At 41.3% G+C, this 17153-nt stretch carries 17 protein-coding genes, 1 tRNA gene and 1 other annotated feature; of the genes, 13 read left to right on the top strand and 5 right to left on the bottom strand.

From position 1 onward, the window contains the following. Positions 1 to 106 precede the first annotated feature (106 nt). Positions 107 to 772 (bottom strand): Crp/Fnr family transcriptional regulator, encoded by a 666-nt coding sequence (locus tag BLR65_RS02010; protein WP_245692302.1) that lies wholly within the window; start codon positions 770 to 772, stop codon positions 107 to 109. Positions 773 to 998: 226 nt separating this feature from the next. Here BLR65_RS02010 and hcp point away from each other — a divergent pair, with 226 nt between their 5' ends. The 3 genes from hcp to BLR65_RS01995 all read left to right on the top strand — a co-directional run bounded on the left by hcp (position 999) and on the right by BLR65_RS01995 (position 4052). Further along, a complete protein-coding gene (hcp, locus tag BLR65_RS02005; RefSeq protein ID WP_093791906.1) occupies positions 999 to 2645 on the top strand; it encodes a hydroxylamine reductase in 1647 nt (548 codons plus the stop codon). Between the two features lie 120 nt (positions 2646 to 2765). Beyond that, a complete protein-coding gene (locus BLR65_RS02000; RefSeq protein WP_093791904.1) occupies positions 2766 to 3743 on the top strand; it encodes a 4Fe-4S binding protein in 978 nt (325 codons plus the stop codon). A 105-nt stretch (positions 3744 to 3848) separates the two neighbouring features. Then, a complete protein-coding gene (locus BLR65_RS01995; RefSeq protein WP_093791902.1) occupies positions 3849 to 4052 on the top strand; it encodes a hypothetical protein in 204 nt (67 codons plus the stop codon). A gap of 137 nt (positions 4053 to 4189) precedes the next feature. Here BLR65_RS01995 and BLR65_RS29380 read toward each other — a convergent pair whose 3' ends face one another. Further along, on the bottom strand, positions 4190 to 4363 hold the full coding sequence (locus BLR65_RS29380; protein ID WP_169716856.1) for a hypothetical protein: 174 nt from the start codon (positions 4361 to 4363) through the stop codon (positions 4190 to 4192). A 253-nt stretch (positions 4364 to 4616) separates the two neighbouring features. Further along, positions 4617 to 4862 (top strand) — a binding site (T-box leader). Positions 4863 to 4923: 61 nt separating this feature from the next. Between BLR65_RS29380 and BLR65_RS01990 the strand changes: the two genes are divergently transcribed. Next, positions 4924 to 6558, top strand: a complete 1635-nt coding sequence (locus BLR65_RS01990; protein WP_093791898.1) for a class I adenylate-forming enzyme family protein — start codon at positions 4924 to 4926, stop codon at positions 6556 to 6558. A gap of 432 nt (positions 6559 to 6990) precedes the next feature. Here the strand turns inward: BLR65_RS01990 and BLR65_RS01985 are convergent, their stop codons facing one another. After that, entirely contained in the window at positions 6991 to 7485 is a 495-nt protein-coding gene (locus tag BLR65_RS01985; protein WP_093791896.1) for a YaiI/YqxD family protein, read from the bottom strand. A gap of 170 nt (positions 7486 to 7655) precedes the next feature. On the opposite strand from BLR65_RS01985, the gene BLR65_RS01980 reads away from it, so the two are divergent. The 5 genes from BLR65_RS01980 to BLR65_RS01960 all read left to right on the top strand — a co-directional run bounded on the left by BLR65_RS01980 (position 7656) and on the right by BLR65_RS01960 (position 13030). Beyond that, a complete protein-coding gene (locus tag BLR65_RS01980; RefSeq protein WP_093791894.1) occupies positions 7656 to 7919 on the top strand; it encodes a GlsB/YeaQ/YmgE family stress response membrane protein in 264 nt (87 codons plus the stop codon). Between the two features lie 241 nt (positions 7920 to 8160). Further along, the gene (nrdR, locus tag BLR65_RS01975) at positions 8161 to 8625 is read left to right on the top strand and encodes a transcriptional regulator NrdR (RefSeq protein WP_093791892.1); all 465 of its coding nucleotides are present in this window, start codon (positions 8161 to 8163) and stop codon (positions 8623 to 8625) included. A gap of 18 nt (positions 8626 to 8643) precedes the next feature. Next, a complete protein-coding gene (nrdD, locus tag BLR65_RS01970) occupies positions 8644 to 10656 on the top strand; it encodes an anaerobic ribonucleoside-triphosphate reductase (protein WP_093791890.1) in 2013 nt (670 codons plus the stop codon). 14 nt (positions 10657 to 10670) lie between these two features. Further along, the gene (gene nrdG, locus BLR65_RS01965; protein ID WP_093791888.1) at positions 10671 to 11219 is read left to right on the top strand and encodes an anaerobic ribonucleoside-triphosphate reductase activating protein; all 549 of its coding nucleotides are present in this window, start codon (positions 10671 to 10673) and stop codon (positions 11217 to 11219) included. 77 nt (positions 11220 to 11296) lie between these two features. Continuing rightward, positions 11297 to 13030: a TIGR03960 family B12-binding radical SAM protein gene (locus BLR65_RS01960; RefSeq protein WP_093791886.1), complete on the top strand. Its 1734-nt coding sequence runs from the start codon at positions 11297 to 11299 to the stop codon at positions 13028 to 13030. Positions 13031 to 13099: 69 nt separating this feature from the next. Here BLR65_RS01960 and BLR65_RS01955 read toward each other — a convergent pair. Next, positions 13100 to 13176: transfer RNA gene (locus tag BLR65_RS01955), tRNA-Pro, on the bottom strand. A gap of 154 nt (positions 13177 to 13330) precedes the next feature. Between BLR65_RS01955 and BLR65_RS01950 the strand changes: the two genes are divergently transcribed. Genes BLR65_RS01950 through BLR65_RS01935 form a run of 4 tightly spaced genes read left to right on the top strand, consistent with a single transcriptional unit; the run spans position 13331 to position 15771 of the window. Further along, positions 13331 to 14029, top strand: a complete 699-nt coding sequence (locus BLR65_RS01950) for a C40 family peptidase (RefSeq protein WP_093791884.1) — start codon at positions 13331 to 13333, stop codon at positions 14027 to 14029. 38 nt (positions 14030 to 14067) lie between these two features. Further along, positions 14068 to 14802, top strand: a complete 735-nt coding sequence (gene rsmD / locus BLR65_RS01945) for a 16S rRNA (guanine(966)-N(2))-methyltransferase RsmD (RefSeq protein ID WP_245692299.1) — start codon at positions 14068 to 14070, stop codon at positions 14800 to 14802. Position 14803: 1 nt separating this feature from the next. Then, positions 14804 to 15289 (top strand): pantetheine-phosphate adenylyltransferase, encoded by a 486-nt coding sequence (gene coaD, locus BLR65_RS01940; protein WP_093791882.1) that lies wholly within the window; start codon positions 14804 to 14806, stop codon positions 15287 to 15289. A 29-nt stretch (positions 15290 to 15318) separates the two neighbouring features. After that, positions 15319 to 15771 carry an ATP synthase subunit B family protein gene (locus BLR65_RS01935; RefSeq protein ID WP_093791880.1) on the top strand — a complete coding sequence of 151 codons (453 nt, stop codon included), beginning with the start codon at positions 15319 to 15321 and terminating at the stop codon, positions 15769 to 15771. A 21-nt stretch (positions 15772 to 15792) separates the two neighbouring features. On the opposite strand, the gene ylbJ is transcribed toward BLR65_RS01935, so the two are convergent. After that, positions 15793 to 17043: a sporulation integral membrane protein YlbJ gene (gene ylbJ, locus BLR65_RS01930; RefSeq protein WP_093791878.1), complete on the bottom strand. Its 1251-nt coding sequence runs from the start codon at positions 17041 to 17043 to the stop codon at positions 15793 to 15795. Positions 17044 to 17153 lie beyond the last annotated feature (110 nt).

The raw sequence follows: 17153 nt of genomic DNA, 5'->3' as shown, positions 1-17153 counted from the left end.
TTTTCATAGTATTCGCTTAATAACAGGCTTTGTCCGGTAATGGAGAAATTTTTTGTCTAATTAGTATTCAAGGCGTGAACACAATCTATCAAACAATTGATTGTGTTTATTCCACCACCTTTGTTAAAGCATCTAGATTTTTGATTTTTATGGAGGAGCGGTAATATTCAATCAGGCCTTCGTCACGCATTCTGCCCATTTCTCTAGAAAGAGCCGTCCGGGAAACGTTGAGAAAATCGGCCAAATCATTACGATTTAACATTATAGTAAAAGTCTGACTGGCCGTTAACTTGTACTGCTCAAGTAAATAGGTACTTATTTTTTCGCGCATGCCTTTAATTGCAAGATACTCAACCTTCCGATTTAGTGTGATTGCTTTTTCCGATACAATCGTTAACATATTGGAGATAATCTGTTTATGGTTTGCACAAACTTTAGAACAAGTTCCTATAATTTTTATTGACGGCCAAAACATTACTTGACATTCATCCTGACTAATAACTGATAAGGGCCAGATCTTGCTTGTGGAAAATACAAACATTTCTCCAAACATGTCGCCCGGTGTAAGCAGTGACATAACAATTCGGTTTCCTGCCGCATTTTCCTTTATTACTGACGCCTTACCGGTTAGCAGGATACCTAATCCGGTAAAACGCTCACCTTCAACAGTAACGTAACTGCCTTTTGAGTAGGTATAAACTTTAGGTTGTAGACAATGAATCACAGCTTCTAATGCATCAGCGGTAATACCATAAAATAATGGTGACTGCATAAGAACTTCTAAAAATTTCCTATTCAAAAATATCCCAACCTTATTTTGGTAGCCATGGCTACCGATTTTTATTCTATATTATAATACAATAAAATCAGAAAAAACAAGATCCAACTTGCTGGCATCATAAAACAGGTTTTGGTGGAATCCAGAGTGAACCATCAATAAATTTTGGAAAAGTATAGAAGACTGCTGAAAAAATTTCAAGCTTAGGGAGGAGAAAAAAATGTCAGACATGTTTTGTTTTCAATGTGAACAAACTGCCGGAGGTAAAGGATGTACTAAAGTAGGTGTATGTGGTAAAAAGCCCGAGGTGGCCAATAAGCAAGATGAACTTACGTGTGCACTTGTTGGCCTCGGACGTGCCGCCGTTAAGAAAACGCCTGATAAATTGGCTGATGAACTGATGATGTTAGGGCTGTTTGCTACGGTGACCAATGTAAATTTTGATAATACACGTATCTCCGAACTAGTTAATCTTATCAGGAATGAAAAGAACAAATTAGATGCCAGCGCCAAAGACTTTCCTGTGAACGAGTTATGGACAGGTAACGAGGACATTGTATCTTTGCGATCCACACTGTTGCTGGGATTGCGGGGCATGGCAGCCTATGCATGGCATGCCTATGTACTGGATAAAAAAAATGATGAAGTAACCGCATGGTTTTATAAGGGAATGCGTGCTCTCGGCGAACCCCATACCGCGGAAGAATGGCTGAATTTATTGATGGAGTTCGGTCAAATCAATCTAAAATGTATGGGCTTGTTGGATGAGGCAAATACAACGACTTTCGGACATCCAGTCCCGACTAAGGTTTCTACCCTTGTAGAAAAGGGACCGTTTATCGTCGTAACAGGCCATGATCTGCATGATCTCAAACAGCTTTTAGAGCAAACCGACGGAAAAGGGATCAACATATACACCCATGGTGAAATGTTACCTGCTCACGCCTATCCGGAACTCAAAGAATATGCGCACCTCAGAGGAAATTTCGGAACAGCCTGGCAAAATCAGCAAAAAGAATTTGACAACATTCCCGCGCCCATTCTTTATACCACCAACTGTCTGATGCCGCCCAAGTCATCTTATGCCGACCGTATTTTTACAACCGCCGTAGTTGGCTATCCGGGATTAAAACATATACCTGACGCGGCAAGCAATAAAAAAGATTCTACTTCGCTTATTGAGAAAGCTTTAGAACTTTTTGGACTTGCAGCCAAAGAAAGAGGTACGTCGCAAAAAGATTTTACGCCAATTATTAACAAAGCTCTGGAATTAGGTGGATGGAAACAAGATAAGCAATTTACCGGTATTAATGGCGGAACGGAATTAATGACAGGGTTCGCCCGTAATGCTGTACTAGGGGTTGCTGATAAAGTTATTGAAGCTGTCAAGGCTGGCGCCATTAAACATTTTTTCCTGGTTGGAGGCTGCGACGGTGCCAGACCGGGACGGAATTATTATACGGAATTTGTACAGCAGGCACCAAAAGATACGGTGATATTGACTTTGGCTTGCGGCAAATATCGGTTTAATGATCTTAACATTGGGGATATAGGTGGAATTCCCCGAATTCTTGATATGGGGCAATGTAATGATGCGTACTCAGCCATCCAGGTCGCTGTGGCGCTTGCCAATGCCTTTAAATGCGGCGTGAATGATTTGCCCTTGACCTTGGTCCTTTCCTGGTATGAACAAAAAGCAGTCTGCATATTGCTTACATTGCTCGCGCTTGGCATCAAGAACATCTATATCGGACCTTCTCTACCGGCTTTCTTGTCGGGTACTGTTTTGAACATCTTGGTTGATAAGTTCAATTTAAAGCCAATCAGTACACCAGAGGATGACCTCAAAACTATTCTTAGCCGCTAAAATAGCTTATAAGCTGAATTGCGATAGAAATTTTCTGAAACATAAACCGGCGGTGATTTTGTCACCGCCTTTTATGTTTAGCAAAATTTAAAAGTATTGTCGGTGTGGAGGTTGCTTGTTTTGATAATTCGTCGAATTATGCAATTTTATTTCTTAGTTTTATATTTGTGGGCAGGTTATCAATTTTATTCTTTAGTGGAATTAACTCTGGCTGGCAATACGGCTGACTTTTCGCTGCGCTTTCCGCTCATTGAGACTTTTTTACCGCTATCCGCTATGGTCGGACTCAAGCAACTGATCAGTACAGGCGTGTTTGATCAAGTTCATTCGGCAGGTTTGTCTATCTTGCTGATTGCTATTTTTTCGGCATTGATCTTGCGGCGAGGCATTTGCAGCCACATCTGCCCGCTTGGCACATTAACAGAGTTGCTGACGTACGGGCGGAATCATTTAGTAAAGTTTAGAGTCAAAATTCCCAGAAACGTACATTATTTTTTTATGGTGCCCAAATATATGTTGCTTTTCTTCTTTATCGAGGTTATTCTGGTGCAAATGTCAGGAGCAGATGCCGCGGCCTTTATTTATTCTTCTTATAATATTGTAGCCGATGTAAAAATGCTGACATTTTTTTTGAATCCTTCGCCACTTACAGTAAAAGTGGTCAGTTTATTGGTTGTTATGACAATCATAATTCCTTTTTTTTGGTGCCGTTATCTTTGTCCTTATGGTGCGTTACTTAATTTTGCTGCTGTTTTTTCGCCACTGCAGATTAGGCGGCAGCAGGCTGTATGCGATTCATGCGGAATTTGCGACAAGCAGTGCCCGACGAATATTCAAATATCAAGATCAGCAAGAATCAGTTCCCCTGAATGCACTTGTTGCCAGCGGTGCATAACTGCCTGTCCAACCCAAGCTATCAGTTTGCATAACCGTATTACAGCAAAGATACTAAAACCGGCGCATTATTCCCTGGCACTACTATTGTTGTTTGCCATTGGAATCGTGAGTGCTCAAGTCAGCGGTCACTGGAATTCACCAGTATTGCCACTTCTCTGGACAAAATATTTATCGCAGGTTTCTGTAATTGTTCATCCATAATGATTTTTCATAACAGAGGCTACGGTTAAAAGAACAAGTCGGTTTGGCGTAACCAACAATACGGAACGGAATGACCCGATTGCCAATGCACGAACGCTGACCGGTTTGACGCTATTTTCCAGTAATACTTCAGATGAAAATAATGCAGCGGCGCGGGTATTAATGGGAGCCGATCCTTCAGTTGGCGGGTTAAGTGCCGAAAATCACGGTATGTTGGCTGGACATGCCTTTTCGGTTATAGTATTTGCTTCCGAAGAGCGTACTGAAGAAGTGGTGAATATTCTAAAGCAAAATGGTGGTATGGTATAGTAAAAACGAGATTAGGCCGCAGCCTAATCTCATTTTTCAAATCCAGATTGAACAATAGATCACTTACAACGGGGTAACCGTACGTTAAACTCTTGGTTGGGCAATGCTTTGATACTTTGCGTAAGCCTATCTTGCTTTTATTTGTTTTTTCCGCTATACTTAGCGCTTGCTAATTCTGAGGCCTTATCTATTTTTGCATTGAACTGTTCGGTGACGGCGCCTGAATTCTGATAGTGTTTGCCTTCAAGCGCTTTAGCTGCGGTATCGGTCGCCTCATCCATCAGTTTAGCTGCATTCTTTTTTTCCGGCATAGTGAATCACCTCCTTGTTAAAAGTGTGCTCCGCTTTAAAATTCGTAAACCCGTTAAAATTTATATTATTGAACTTTTTTTGTATTTACCGCCTATATGTAAGTAGCTCGCTGAATATCTGTAGATAGAGATCTTGAAAAAGCCCATCGGGTAAAGAAGTTGGCTTTGTAAAAAAATAAAAAAGTTTTCCAATTAATATTTCAATTATTGACACGCGGGATTTTTATGCTATAATTACGCTTAATAGCAATTGACAAATGCAATGACTGAGAAAAGTAGGTTTGTTATGCTTTTCAGAGAGCCGGTGACTGGTGCGAACCGGTAAGCAGATTAACTGAAATACACTCATAAGCAGCAGGTTGAAAAGAAATGAGTAGACCGCGCCGGTGTGCCACCGTTAACAAGGCTAGGGTATCGGACGCAGTTCCCGTACCTGAAAAAGCGGCTTGCGATAAAGCAAGCAGGGTGGTACCACGGATTATTAAATCCCGTCCCTGTAGAAATACAGAGACGGGATTTTTGTATTTGTTCAAAATGGGTAATAGGGAGGAGAAAAATAGGTGCTAATAACGGAAATACTTTCTCAAAATGCGAGGCTATATGGTGATGATATTAGCCTGGTTGAAATTAATCCGGAACTACAGGAGCGGCAAATCGTTCCCTGGAGTGAATATGAACTTATTGAACCAAATCCGGCGGCAGGTTTTCGGCAAGAAATAACTTGGCGTGAGTTTGAGGAAAAGGCAAATAAATTTGCTAATCTTCTTATGAACAGCGGTATCAGAAAAGGTGATAAAGTTGCGATATTATTGATGAATTGTCTTGAATGGCTGCCAATTTACTTCGGTATTCTTAAAACCGGTGCTCTGGCAGTGCCTCTGAATTTTCGTTATACTACGGAAGAAATAAAATACTGCTTAGAATTAGCGGAAGTTACAGCCTTGGTATTCGGACCGGAATTTATTGAACGGGTGGAACCCATTAACGATAAAATTTCAGGAATTAAATTGCATTTTTTTGTAGGGGAAAGTTGTCCGTCATTTGCTCAAAATTATAAGCAGCTTGTGTCCGTGTGTTCTGATGAAGCCCCGCAAATTCCTATAACAGAAGAAGACGATGCGGCTATCTATTTTTCTTCTGGGACTACAGGTTTTCCCAAAGCCATTCTTCATTCCCAGCGGAGTCTCGTATCCGCTTGCTATACAGAGCAAAACCATCACAGACAGACCCGGGGGGATAATTTCTTATGTATTCCGCCATTGTATCATACCGGTGCCAAGATGCATTGGTTTGGTAGTTTGCTGGTAGGCGGTAAAGCGGTTTTGCTGCGGGGGGTCAAGCCCAAGTGGATACTAAAAGCTGTTTCTGAAGAAAAGATAACAATAGTCTGGCTCCTTGTTCCCTGGGTACAGGATATCCTTGACGCCATTAGCAGCGGCGAGGTGGATCTAAATGATTATAATCTACAGCAGTGGCGGTTAATGCATATTGGTGCGCAGCCGGTTCCACCCAGTTTAATTCAGCGCTGGAAAAAATATTTTCCCAACCATTTGTACGATACCAATTATGGCTTGAGTGAATCAATAGGTCCAGGTTGTGTTCATCTTGGAATGGATAACATTCACAAAGTTGGGGCAATTGGTAAGCAGGGATACAACTGGGAAGCCATGATTATTGACGGCGATGGTCATCTTGTGCCACAGGGACATGTTGGTGAACTGATTGTAAAAGGGCCGGGGGTTATGAAATGTTACTACCGTGACCCGGAAGCGACTGCTGCCGTATTGAAAGATGGGTGGCTTTTAACCGGTGATATGGCGCGAATGGACAAAGACGGCTTCATTTATTTAGTTGATCGTAAAAAGGATGTTATCATTAGTGGCGGTGAGAACCTGTATCCTGTACAGATTGAGGATTTTCTCCACAGATATGATGCAATTAAGGACGTAGCGGTAATTGGTCTGCCGGATCAGCGCCTTGGCGAAATTGCGGCGGCGATTATAGAGTTAAAGCCTGATTGTCTATGTTCAGAGAGAGAGATAAGGGAATTCTGTTCGTCGTTGCCGCGATATAAACGTCCGCGTAGGATTATTTTTGACGTAGTTCCGCGCAACCCCACAGGCAAGATTGAAAAGCCGAAACTTCGGAAAAAATTTTGCGCAAGCAATTTGGTAGCGGTTCAAACGCAAAATTGAAAACATCTGCTTATTTTCTCCAAAATGTCCCTTCTTGAGAAGGGACATTTTGGCATTTATGCCGTATGACATAATGGTTGCTTTGCTTAAAGTACTGCTTGGCTACAGTTCGTCAGAAGCAGTGCAAAATATAGCATAAAATGTTTTTTAGGTAGTGGTAAAAAACAAAAGGTAATTACTTCCAAATAATAGAATATGTATGTAAAAATATGGAAGGTGATTGCTTTGAAAATTACTAAGGTTGTTCCGATATGTCCAAGCTCTAAGACATATATAAGAAGTAAAAATAGCGAAATTTCTTATTCTCCGGGGAAAAAGGGAAGCACTTCTTTTGAAAGTTTGTTAAAAAAGGAACTGCAGTCTAAAGCGGATTCCAATATTAATATATTGTGTTAACTTCGACTGATGTCGAACTCTTAGGGGTTTCACCATTTACTCGGGGCTATGGCGGAAAGTATCATAGATTTTGCCGGCATCTAAACTTTTTTGTTGTCTACTTTTATGGATAAGTTTCTCCAATCCGGCAGCAAATTTTATATTATCTGACTGGGTACGTTTTTTAGGGCCTTTTGTCCGTCCACCGCTGCGACGGAATTTAGCCTTGATTTCCCGTTCTTCCAACAGAAATTCTATCTTTTCCGGGCAGTATTCTACACCGGTTGGACCAAGACAATAGGCTGACTTGGCTATTACTATTGCGGCAACTCCCCAATCTTGTGTAATGATGATATCACTTGGTTCAGTCAGATTGATAAGCTTAATATCAGCTTCCTGGGATGCATTGCCTACTGTTACATGATGATCCGATACAATATTATGGTTGAAGCTGGCAACTGTCCAAACCGGAATACCATATTTTTTCCCTGCTTCCAGGCATTGCCGTAGGGCTGCCTGCGGGCAAGCGTCGGCATCAATTAAAATTTTCATGCTTCTCCTTTATTATTTTATTGAACGCAAAATTGAAATTGATTTTTTGAAGGCTCTCTATTTATCTTGGGATAGAGGGCCTAACTTTAAGAAGAGAAAATTATCGGTGAGAAGCTTAAGAATTATTTTAATGGGGATAATAGTACTAATTTTTAAATGGAGGGAATGCTATGTTGAGCAATGCAATATGGTTCTTAATTACGGGAGCCGTAGCTGGATGGTTGGCCGGCCAATTACTTCGGGGACATGGCTTTGGCTTTTGGGTAGACATGATTGTTGGTGTGATTGGTGCCTATGTTGGCGGATTTTTGCTCTCGGTAATTGGGATTAGCACCTATGGGCTAATTGGGCAACTAATAGCGAGTGTGGTTGGTGCTGTAATTTTTGTTTGGATTGTGCGAGCGTTTAGCGGCAACCGGGCGGAAACTAAATGATTGTTGTATAAATTATAGCAGATAGAAAATAAAAGGAAGCACATAGCGGCAAGCGCGCGGTGATGCTTCCTTTTTATATTCTTCTTTTGACAGATAGTTTTTTTCATAAATTTCTCCATGAGGCAGGAGAAAAACAATATATGGCGTATATGTATTATGCAGAACACAATATATAGTGTTGAGATTAATGCCTATAAGTTATTATAACATACTCACCGGAGTAATCAAGGAGTGGGTGAATTTGCGTTGTCCGTTTTGTGGAGTAGCTGATAGCAAGGTTATTGATTCACGAGCCGCCGATGAGGGAAATTCTATCCGTCGACGAAGAGAGTGCTCTGCCTGCGCCCGTCGTTTTACTACCTACGAGGTCATTGAAGAAATACCGTTAATGGTTATAAAAAAAGACGGACGGCGAGAGATTTTTGACCGGAGTAAGCTGCTCGGCGGAATTTTAAAGGCGTGTGAAAAGCGGCCGGTTCCCATTAATGCAATTGAAACAGCTGTCAATAAAGTCGAACGGGATCTGCATAATAGTGCAGAGCGAGAAGTTTCCTCACGGCAGATTGGCGAGTCTGTGATGCAACACTTACGGGAGATTGACCAGGTTGCCTATGTTCGATTTGCTTCAGTGTATCGGCAATTTGCCGATATTAATAACTTTATGCAGGAACTAGAAGTACTTATGAAAACACAACACAAAGATTAATCAGCATGGGGGAAAAGAATGTTTGCAAGAATAAAGAAACGTGATGGCCGGGAAGTAGCATTTGATGAAAGTAAAATAACGGAGGCTATATATAGAGCGGCTAAGGCCGTCGGTGGAGCAGACCGGGAATTGGCATTAGAACTTACGCTTAATGTTTTAAAGTTTCTGAAGCAACAATATAACGGCGGTATATTTGGTGTGGAAGATGTTCAGGATGCAGTTGAAAAGATGTTAATTGAAACAGGTCATGCTAAAACGGCTAAGGCTTATATTTTATACCGGGACAAGCGTAATCGCATGCGAGAGGCAAAATCCGATCTTATGGATGCGGTGGGGGAAATTCTGGTAGAAACTAACCGTGAGAACGCCAATGTCTCTAATTCGCCGTCAGCTAAAATGCTACAGATAGCCAGTGCTGCCAGTAAGGCTTACTATTTAAACCGGTTAATTCCGGAAAAGATTGCCCAAGCCCATATAAAGGGTGATTATCACATTCATGATCTTGATTTTTACGGAAAAACACTGACTTGTGTACAAATTCCTTTGGGAAAATTACTTAATAACGGCTTTAATAACGGTCATGGTTATATTCGCTCTCCCAAACGTCCGTCGTCTGCCACTGCCCTTGCCGCTATTATTTTGCAGAGTTCGCAGAATGATATGCACGGAGGTCAGTCTTTTGCCTTTTTTGACCGTGATATAGCACCATTTATGGAAAAGGCTAGCAATGAAGAAATATACCAAGCGATGGAAGCTTTGATCTATAATTTAAATAGTATGCACTCCCGGGCAGGTGCTCAAGTGCCCTTTTCCAGCCTTAATATAGGGACTGAGACCTCACCAGCCGGACGCGCCGTAATAAAAAATTTGCTTTTGGCTTACGAGAAAGGTCTAGGGCGGGGGGAAAACCCTATTTTCCCTAATATTATTTTCCGACTTAAGGAAGGGATTAATTTTAATCCTGGCGATCCAAATTATGACTTGTTTAAACTGGCCATCAGAGTGGCTGCTCAACGTCTTAACCCTACTTTTAGTTTTATGGATTCATCATTTAATAAAGCCTATGGAGATCAAGTGGGGTACATGGGATGCCGCACCAGGGTGATGTCAAATCGTTGCGGCCCGGAAGTAACTGACGGACGCGGCAATTTAAGTTTCACTACGATCAACTTACCTCGTTTAGCGATCAAGGCCGAGCGTAATTTTATGAAATTTTATGAAAGCCTGGCGGAACTTATTGATTTAACCTGCGAGCAGCTTTATCACCGCTTTCAGGTGCAAGCTAAGCTAAGGGTTCGTGATATGCCGTTCTTGATGGGACAGGGGCTTTACATAGATTCGGACAAGCTTACTCCCAGTGATTATATTGAAGAAGTTATTAAACATGGGACATTATCAGTAGGTTTTATTGGCTTAGCTGAAACGCTTACTGCTTTGACAGGGAGCCATCATGGTGAAAATGAAGAGGCACAAATCATGGGAGAAGAAATTGTCGCTTTTATGCGGGATAAAGTCGATCGTGCCGCCGAACATTATGACTTGAATTATACGTTGCTGGCTACACCGGCTGAAGGCCTATCAGGGCGGTTTGTAAAAATGGATCGTAAAGAATATGGCATTATTCCCGGAGTTACGGACAAAGAATATTATACCAATTCTTTTCACGTTCCTGTTAATTTCCCCATAAGTGTATTTGATAAAATTCGTATAGAAGGTGTATATCATAAATATACGAATGCCGGCCATATTAGTTATGTTGAATTTGCCGCACCGCCTGTAAATAATTTGGGTGCGTTAGAAGAAATTATCCGTTATATGCGGGAATGCGATTTTGGCTATGCAGGTTTTAACTATCCGGTGGATTTTTGCGAAGGGTGTGGACATATTGGCGTAATTGATACCGATGAATGTCCTTCCTGCGGAACTACCAGCGTTCGTCGAGTTCGTCGCATTACTGGTTATTTAAGTACTGTTGACCGGTTTAATGACGCTAAGTTGAATGAATTAAATGAGCGTGTGCGGCATATTTAGGAGCGGAATTAAGGATGGATATTAGACTTTCGGGAATAACTAAGGAAAGTATTGTGGACGGACCTGGGCTACGATTAGTAGTATTCACCCAGGGATGTCCGCACAAATGTCCTGGATGTCATAACCCGGACACTCATGATATAAATGGTGGCTATTCTACAGATGCTGAAAGCCTTTTTCGCTATATTGTGGAAATTGCTACCCGGAATAAATTGTTAAAGGGAATAACTTTTTCAGGAGGTGAGCCTTTTCTCCAGGCTGAACCGTTATCTCTATTGGCTAAGCAATTAAAGTCTTTAGGCTTACATATTGTTACTTATAGCGGTTTCACCTTCGAGCAGTTAGCGGCAATGGCTATAAAGCGCAAGAGTGTTGGGAACTTACTTGAACAGACAGATCTCCTAATAGATGGTTTATATCAGGCAACTGAACGCGATTTAGGACTAGCCTTTCGCGGTTCCCGCAATCAACGATTGGTTGATGTAAAAGCCACACTCAGTGCCGGACGGGTGATAATTTGGGAAGACAGTTCGCAAAAGCTCTGGACATACGGCAATAAGTAACCCTAATCAGTTACTAGTATTATCCAGGCAAGCAGTTTGCAGCAATATGTCAGATGTTACAGGTGGATGTGATACAAATGTCGTGGCTTTTAAAAGAACAGCTACAAAAAGTTGTAGCTGCCGAGCGGGGAGCACTGGTTTACGCGCCAGGTTCCCGCCGCTCTATGGCTCTGGTTTATCCTAATACTTATCATGTGGGAATGTCTAATCTTGGCTTACACATTATCTATGAACAAATAAACAGCCGGGGCGATACCGCCTGTGAACGGCTGTTTTTGCCTGATAAAAAAACATTAGCTGAGTATGTCCGGACAAACACGCCTTTACTAACGTTAGAAACTCAGTTACCATTATACGAATTTCCCCTGATTGCTTTTGCTGTTTCTTTTGAAATGGATTATTTTAATCTGCTTACTATTCTAATGTTAGGTAAGGTTCCGGTCTTGGCGTCTGAACGGGGGGACGCTGACCCGCTGGTTATTATTGGCGGGCCTTGCGCCACCTTTAATCCCGAACCGTTGGCAAACTTTGTTGATGCCTGTATAATCGGCGAGGGAGAAGAAGTAATACAAGAATTTCTCGATAGTTATTACGATAGTTTGGAACAGGGGCTGGCAAAAGAGGAACTGTTACTGCGTTTAGCCCAAATAGAAGGGGTATATGTTCCTCGTTTTTATCAGCCGATTTATGATGATGACGGAACGATTGAAAAGTTTGAACGGCATTCGGCAGTACCAATTGACAAGGTAAGACGGCGGTATATTAAAAATCTGGAGAGATACCCCGGTCAGACAGTGATTGTTACCTCTGAGACTGAGTTTAGAAATATGTATTTGATTGAGGTTGCCAGAGGTTGCGGCAGACATTGCCGGTTTTGTATGGCCGGTTACTGTTTTCGTAATCCCAGGGTTAGACCGTTAACGCAAATTGCTGAAGGTGTGAAGAAAGCAAAAGAATTTAGAGCGAAGGTTGGCCTAATGGGGGCGGCTATCTCTGATTATCCTGAAATTGATCAATTATGCCAACTCATTTTACATGAAGGACTTACCATGTCGGTTGCATCCCTTAGGGCTGATTCGTTGTCGGCCAGTTTAGTAGATTCACTGGCTGCCAGCGGGCACAAAACCATAACGCTGGCGCCGGAAGCAGGCAGTGAGCGGCTGCGAAAAATAATTAATAAAAATATTAGCGATAAAAATCTGTTTGACGCAATAACGATTGCGACTGCGGCGGGCATTCCTCATGTACGCTTATACATCATGGTAGGGCTGCCGGAAGAAGGTAATCAAGATATTGAAGCCATCGTAGATATGGCGCATAATGTTAAAAGTTATATGGAATCCTTGGGGAATAAGGGAATGCTAACCTTTAGTATTAACCCATTCATACCTAAACCGTTTACACCTTTTCAATGGTTGCCTATGGCGCCGCTGGAAGAAGTAGCTTCCAGACTAAAGTATATTCAAATCACTCTAAAAAAGCGAAAAGGCATAGAGGTTATCATTGAACAACCCAGAGAGGCTTATATTCAGGGTGTATTAGCCCGGGGTGACCGTAAATTAGGAGAAGTATTGCTTACTGCCGTGTTAAATGGGGGCGTAAAAGGCTGGAAGAAGGCACTCAAAATCCATAATATAAAGGAAGAATTTTATTTGTATCGTACACGAGAAGAAACAGAGATTTTTCCATGGGGCAATTTGAATATGGGGTTTGAAGAGACTTATTTACTAGCCGAATATCATCGGGCACAGGCAGGACAATATACTCCGCCGTGTAGTGCGGGGTGTAAAAGATGCGGTGTTTGTAAATGAAAGAAAAAATTAAAGCAGAGCAATCGCTCTGCTTTGTTTATTATTGTTTATTAATTTTCGGGATTTATCTGGTCGGGGCGACAGGATTCGAACCTGCGGCCTCTTGGTCCCGAACCAAGCGCGCTACCAAACTGCGCTACGCCCCGGCTCACAGTTATTAAGTATACACATTCATAATAATGTTGTCAACAGTAAGACTGTGTATTTTTTTCGGACATATTATAAGCCTTTAGTCCTACAGGAATTTTGCTGGAAATGTCGAAATAAAGGGAAACCGGCAGAACAACTGGGGGTGTGTATTTGCAGTTAGTTAAAATTATTTTTTTTACAACTTTATGTGTATTTTTATTTCAATTAAATTCAGCATTTGCTTCAGAAAATAATATGCCAGTGTTGAGACAAGGAGATGCAGGTGATTCAGTCTATATGTTGCAAGCAGAATTAAAAAAAAGGGGATTCTATCAATATGAAGTAGATGGTAATTTCGGTTCAGGTACTAAGCGGGCTGTAATTGAGTTCCAACAGGCTAACGGTTTAGAAGATGACGGAATTGTTGGTCTAAGAACATGGCATATATTAAGAAATGCTACTGGTATTGGTGAGGTAAGCCGTGGTAATGGCGATAGAAAACTTGGTCAGCGACTAGCCGGGTTTGCCCAGCGGTTTTTAGGAGTTCCTTATGTATGGGGGGGAGCATCTCCGGGAGGATTTGATTGCTCCGGCTTTGTCTACTATGTATATAGTCAATATGGCGTTTCCTTGCCAAGAGTGGCTGATGAACAATATCATTTTGGGCAAAGAGTGCCTTTAGCGGATATTCAGCCAGGTGATTTGGTTTTTTACAGTACATATATTCCCGGTCCTTCGCATGTCGGTATATATGTAGGAAATGGACAGTTCATCCATGCTAGTTCCGGAGCGAATGCAGTAACAATGACTCCCATGTCTAAAGATTACTATCAAACAAGATTTTTAGGCGCTTTCCGCGTTTTTAGATAATATTAACATTAAAAAATAGCCGGGCAGCCGGTTATTTTTTGTTTGCAGAGAGTGGCGATGGAAATAATAATAAAAGAAATGCACATTATTTTTTGCAAAAAGTGCTACAACTGCTTAAATGTGCTAAAATATTTATGTTAAACTTGAAATTCAAATCACTTTTTGAGGTATGTATGCGAATTATAACAGGAATTGCCAAGGGAATTAAGCTTAAAGTTCCTAGGGGTCTTGATGTCCGTCCTACTGCTGACCGGGTTAAGGAGTCTATTTTTAATATTCTCGCGAATCTGGAATTGCCTAATGGCCGAAATGCACTAGCAGAGGCCACAGTCTTGGATTTATTTGCCGGTACCGGTAATTTGGGATTAGAGTCACTTAGCCGCGGGGCAGCACACACACTATTTGTAGATCATAGTTTAGCAAGTCTGGCTGCAGTCAAAGAAAATATTAATCATGCAAATTTTTGTAAGATGGCTGAAGTTCGACGTGGTGATTCGCTCAAAGTGCTAGATGCATTAAATAAGTCAGGGAGGCTGTTTACACTTGTATTTGTTGACCCCCCTTATAACCGGGGATTAGTAAATACTGCACTTCAAAAACTTGATATGAGTGATGTTGTCGAACATGGAGGAGTTATTGTTGTTGAACATTCGAAACATGAGCAGATCAATACTGACTGGCATTATTTGAAGCTGGTTCGGAGCGAGCGTTATGGAGAGACATTGGTGGCTTTTTTGATACAAGATGAAAAAACTACTTTAGGAGGCAGTTGATATGCGGATAGGAGTTTGCCCTGGCAGTTTTGATCCAGTTACGAATGGGCATATTGATATATTTTCGCGGGCCAGCAACATGTTTGATTTAGTTATTGTAGCGGTATTTCATAATCCTAATAAAAAACCGTTATTTACTATGCAAGAACGGGTAGAAATGTTAAACATGGCGGTTAAGGATATCCCCAATATTAAAGTAGACAGTTTTTCCGGTTTATTAAATGACTATGTACGGCGTCAGAACAGTAATTTTATTATTCGAGGCCTGCGGGCCTTAAGTGACTTTGAATACGAGTTCCAACGGGCTTTGCTCATAAAAAAAATTGATCCACAGATGGAAACGATTTTTATGATGACAAGCAGTGAGTATTCCTTTATAAGTTCAAGTGGAATTAAAGAATTAGCTAAATTTGGCGGCCCTATTAGCGAATTTGTACCTGAATGTTTACAAGATAAAATTATAAAAAGAATTCGTGAAAAAAGTTAGATTTTTGTGTAATGGGAAGGGAGAAGATTATGGATATTGAAAAGCTATTGGATGAAATGGAAACATTGTTAGTAGAAGCTGCTCGTGTACCTTTTACGAATAAAAGAGTGGTGGAAGAAGATGACTTGGCAAAATTTTTAGACGATTTTCGCGAACTTTTGCCTAAAGAAATTTCGGAAGCTAAAAGGATTATTACCGAGCGTCAGCGTATTCTCGACGAAGCGCAGAAAGAAGCTCAAAGTATTGTTGAACAGGCAAAAGCTTATGTTATCAAGCTTACAGATGATAACATAATTAATAAGCAGGCGCAGGAACAAGCAAATGAGTTGATTGCACAGGCGCGTAAATCAGCAAAAGACTTGCAAGTTGATGCGGTTAACTATGCGGATGAAGTATTTAAGCATGTTTTAAATAATTTAGAGCAAACTCTGGAAGTAGTTCGTCAAGGACACAGGGATTTACAACAAAATAAAAATGAATAGGGATATAATCTGAGGAATAATTTATTTTTTTACATAGTGGTAGATCCCTTTTGATATATGGATGGCAATTGATAAAATAATCATCATGCACAGGATGATCCCGATTTGATAGGTAGTTTGTTCCATTCTGGTCAACCAGAAGTTTATGCCGTTACTTTGGCTTAGGCTAATTGATACTGGAATAGCTATCAGTTTGGTTATGCTTTGTCCTGATCCAAGAAATAGCACGGTCAGGATTGCGGCAAATACGGCATGAAGTAGTCTGCCTACCATGTAGGGAGTCATACGGATGCCTGATTCGATAACAATACTGGCTACTTGACCGTGAACGGAAAGACCACTCCAGGCGATAATAGCGCTGGCAATAGCAACTTTTTCAATCAGGGGAGCGTTGGCTTGACTGGCTGCCAATGTTCCTAAATCTATTTCGAAAAAGCCGCTTACTAAAGCTGGTGTCAGATTAGTGCTGTAGGTAATGCAATTTAGCAAGGATGCAAATAGATGAGATAAAATATCGGTAACGCCAATGACGGTCATGATGCGAATAAATACTGAAAAAACAATAATGAAGCCACCAATTAGTATGATGGTATTCATTGATGATTTTACGGCATCACCAAGCAGTTGCCCCGCTGAACGCTTATCTTCCTGGCGAGCTTTGTATAGAGCTCTAAAGGCACGAATGATAATATTGCTTTTGGCTATCGGCGCGTCGGTGATATAGTTATCCCGGTTCCGACCGTGGAATCTGAAAGCAACCCCGACAAGAAAACTTGAAATATAGTGGGAAAGAGCTATCGTTGCTCCTAACTCCGGCATGCCAAACATACCCACTGCTACTGCGCCAAACATAAAGAGTGGATCAGCAGTATTCGTAAAGGATAACAGACGTTCGGCTTCCACAGCAGTACAAAGTTGATTTTTTCGGAATCTGCATGTGATTACAGCATCCATGGGATAACCTGAAGCTAATCCCATGGACATTGCGAAAGCGCCAACTCCCGGGACATTAAATATGGGTCTCATTAGCGGTTCCAGTAAAACACCAATAAAATGAACAACGCCAATCCCCATCAGAATCTCGGATAAAATAAAAAAAGGCAGTAGAGAGGGAAAGACTACATTCCACCACAAATTCAAGCCCATGATTGCCGAATCAAAAGCATCTTTTGGGTATATTACCATTGCAATAGTAATAAAAACAGTACAAAAGGCCATAAAATAAGTTAGTAACCGTGAACGATAACGTCTGCCACTGCCCCAAATCCGCATATGTTAATCTCCTCCTCCAAGCCGTGCGGTTTGATAATATATATATGGATAGGCCGGAGGTAATATAACTAAATATGAAATACCAAATACACTTAGTTGTATTGGAGGGG

Origin of the sequence: Sporomusa acidovorans, assembly GCF_900101845.1 — a bacterium.
GTDB lineage: Bacteria > Bacillota > Negativicutes > Sporomusales > Sporomusaceae > Sporomusa > Sporomusa acidovorans.
This window is presented reverse-complemented; position numbering and strand designations above follow the sequence as displayed.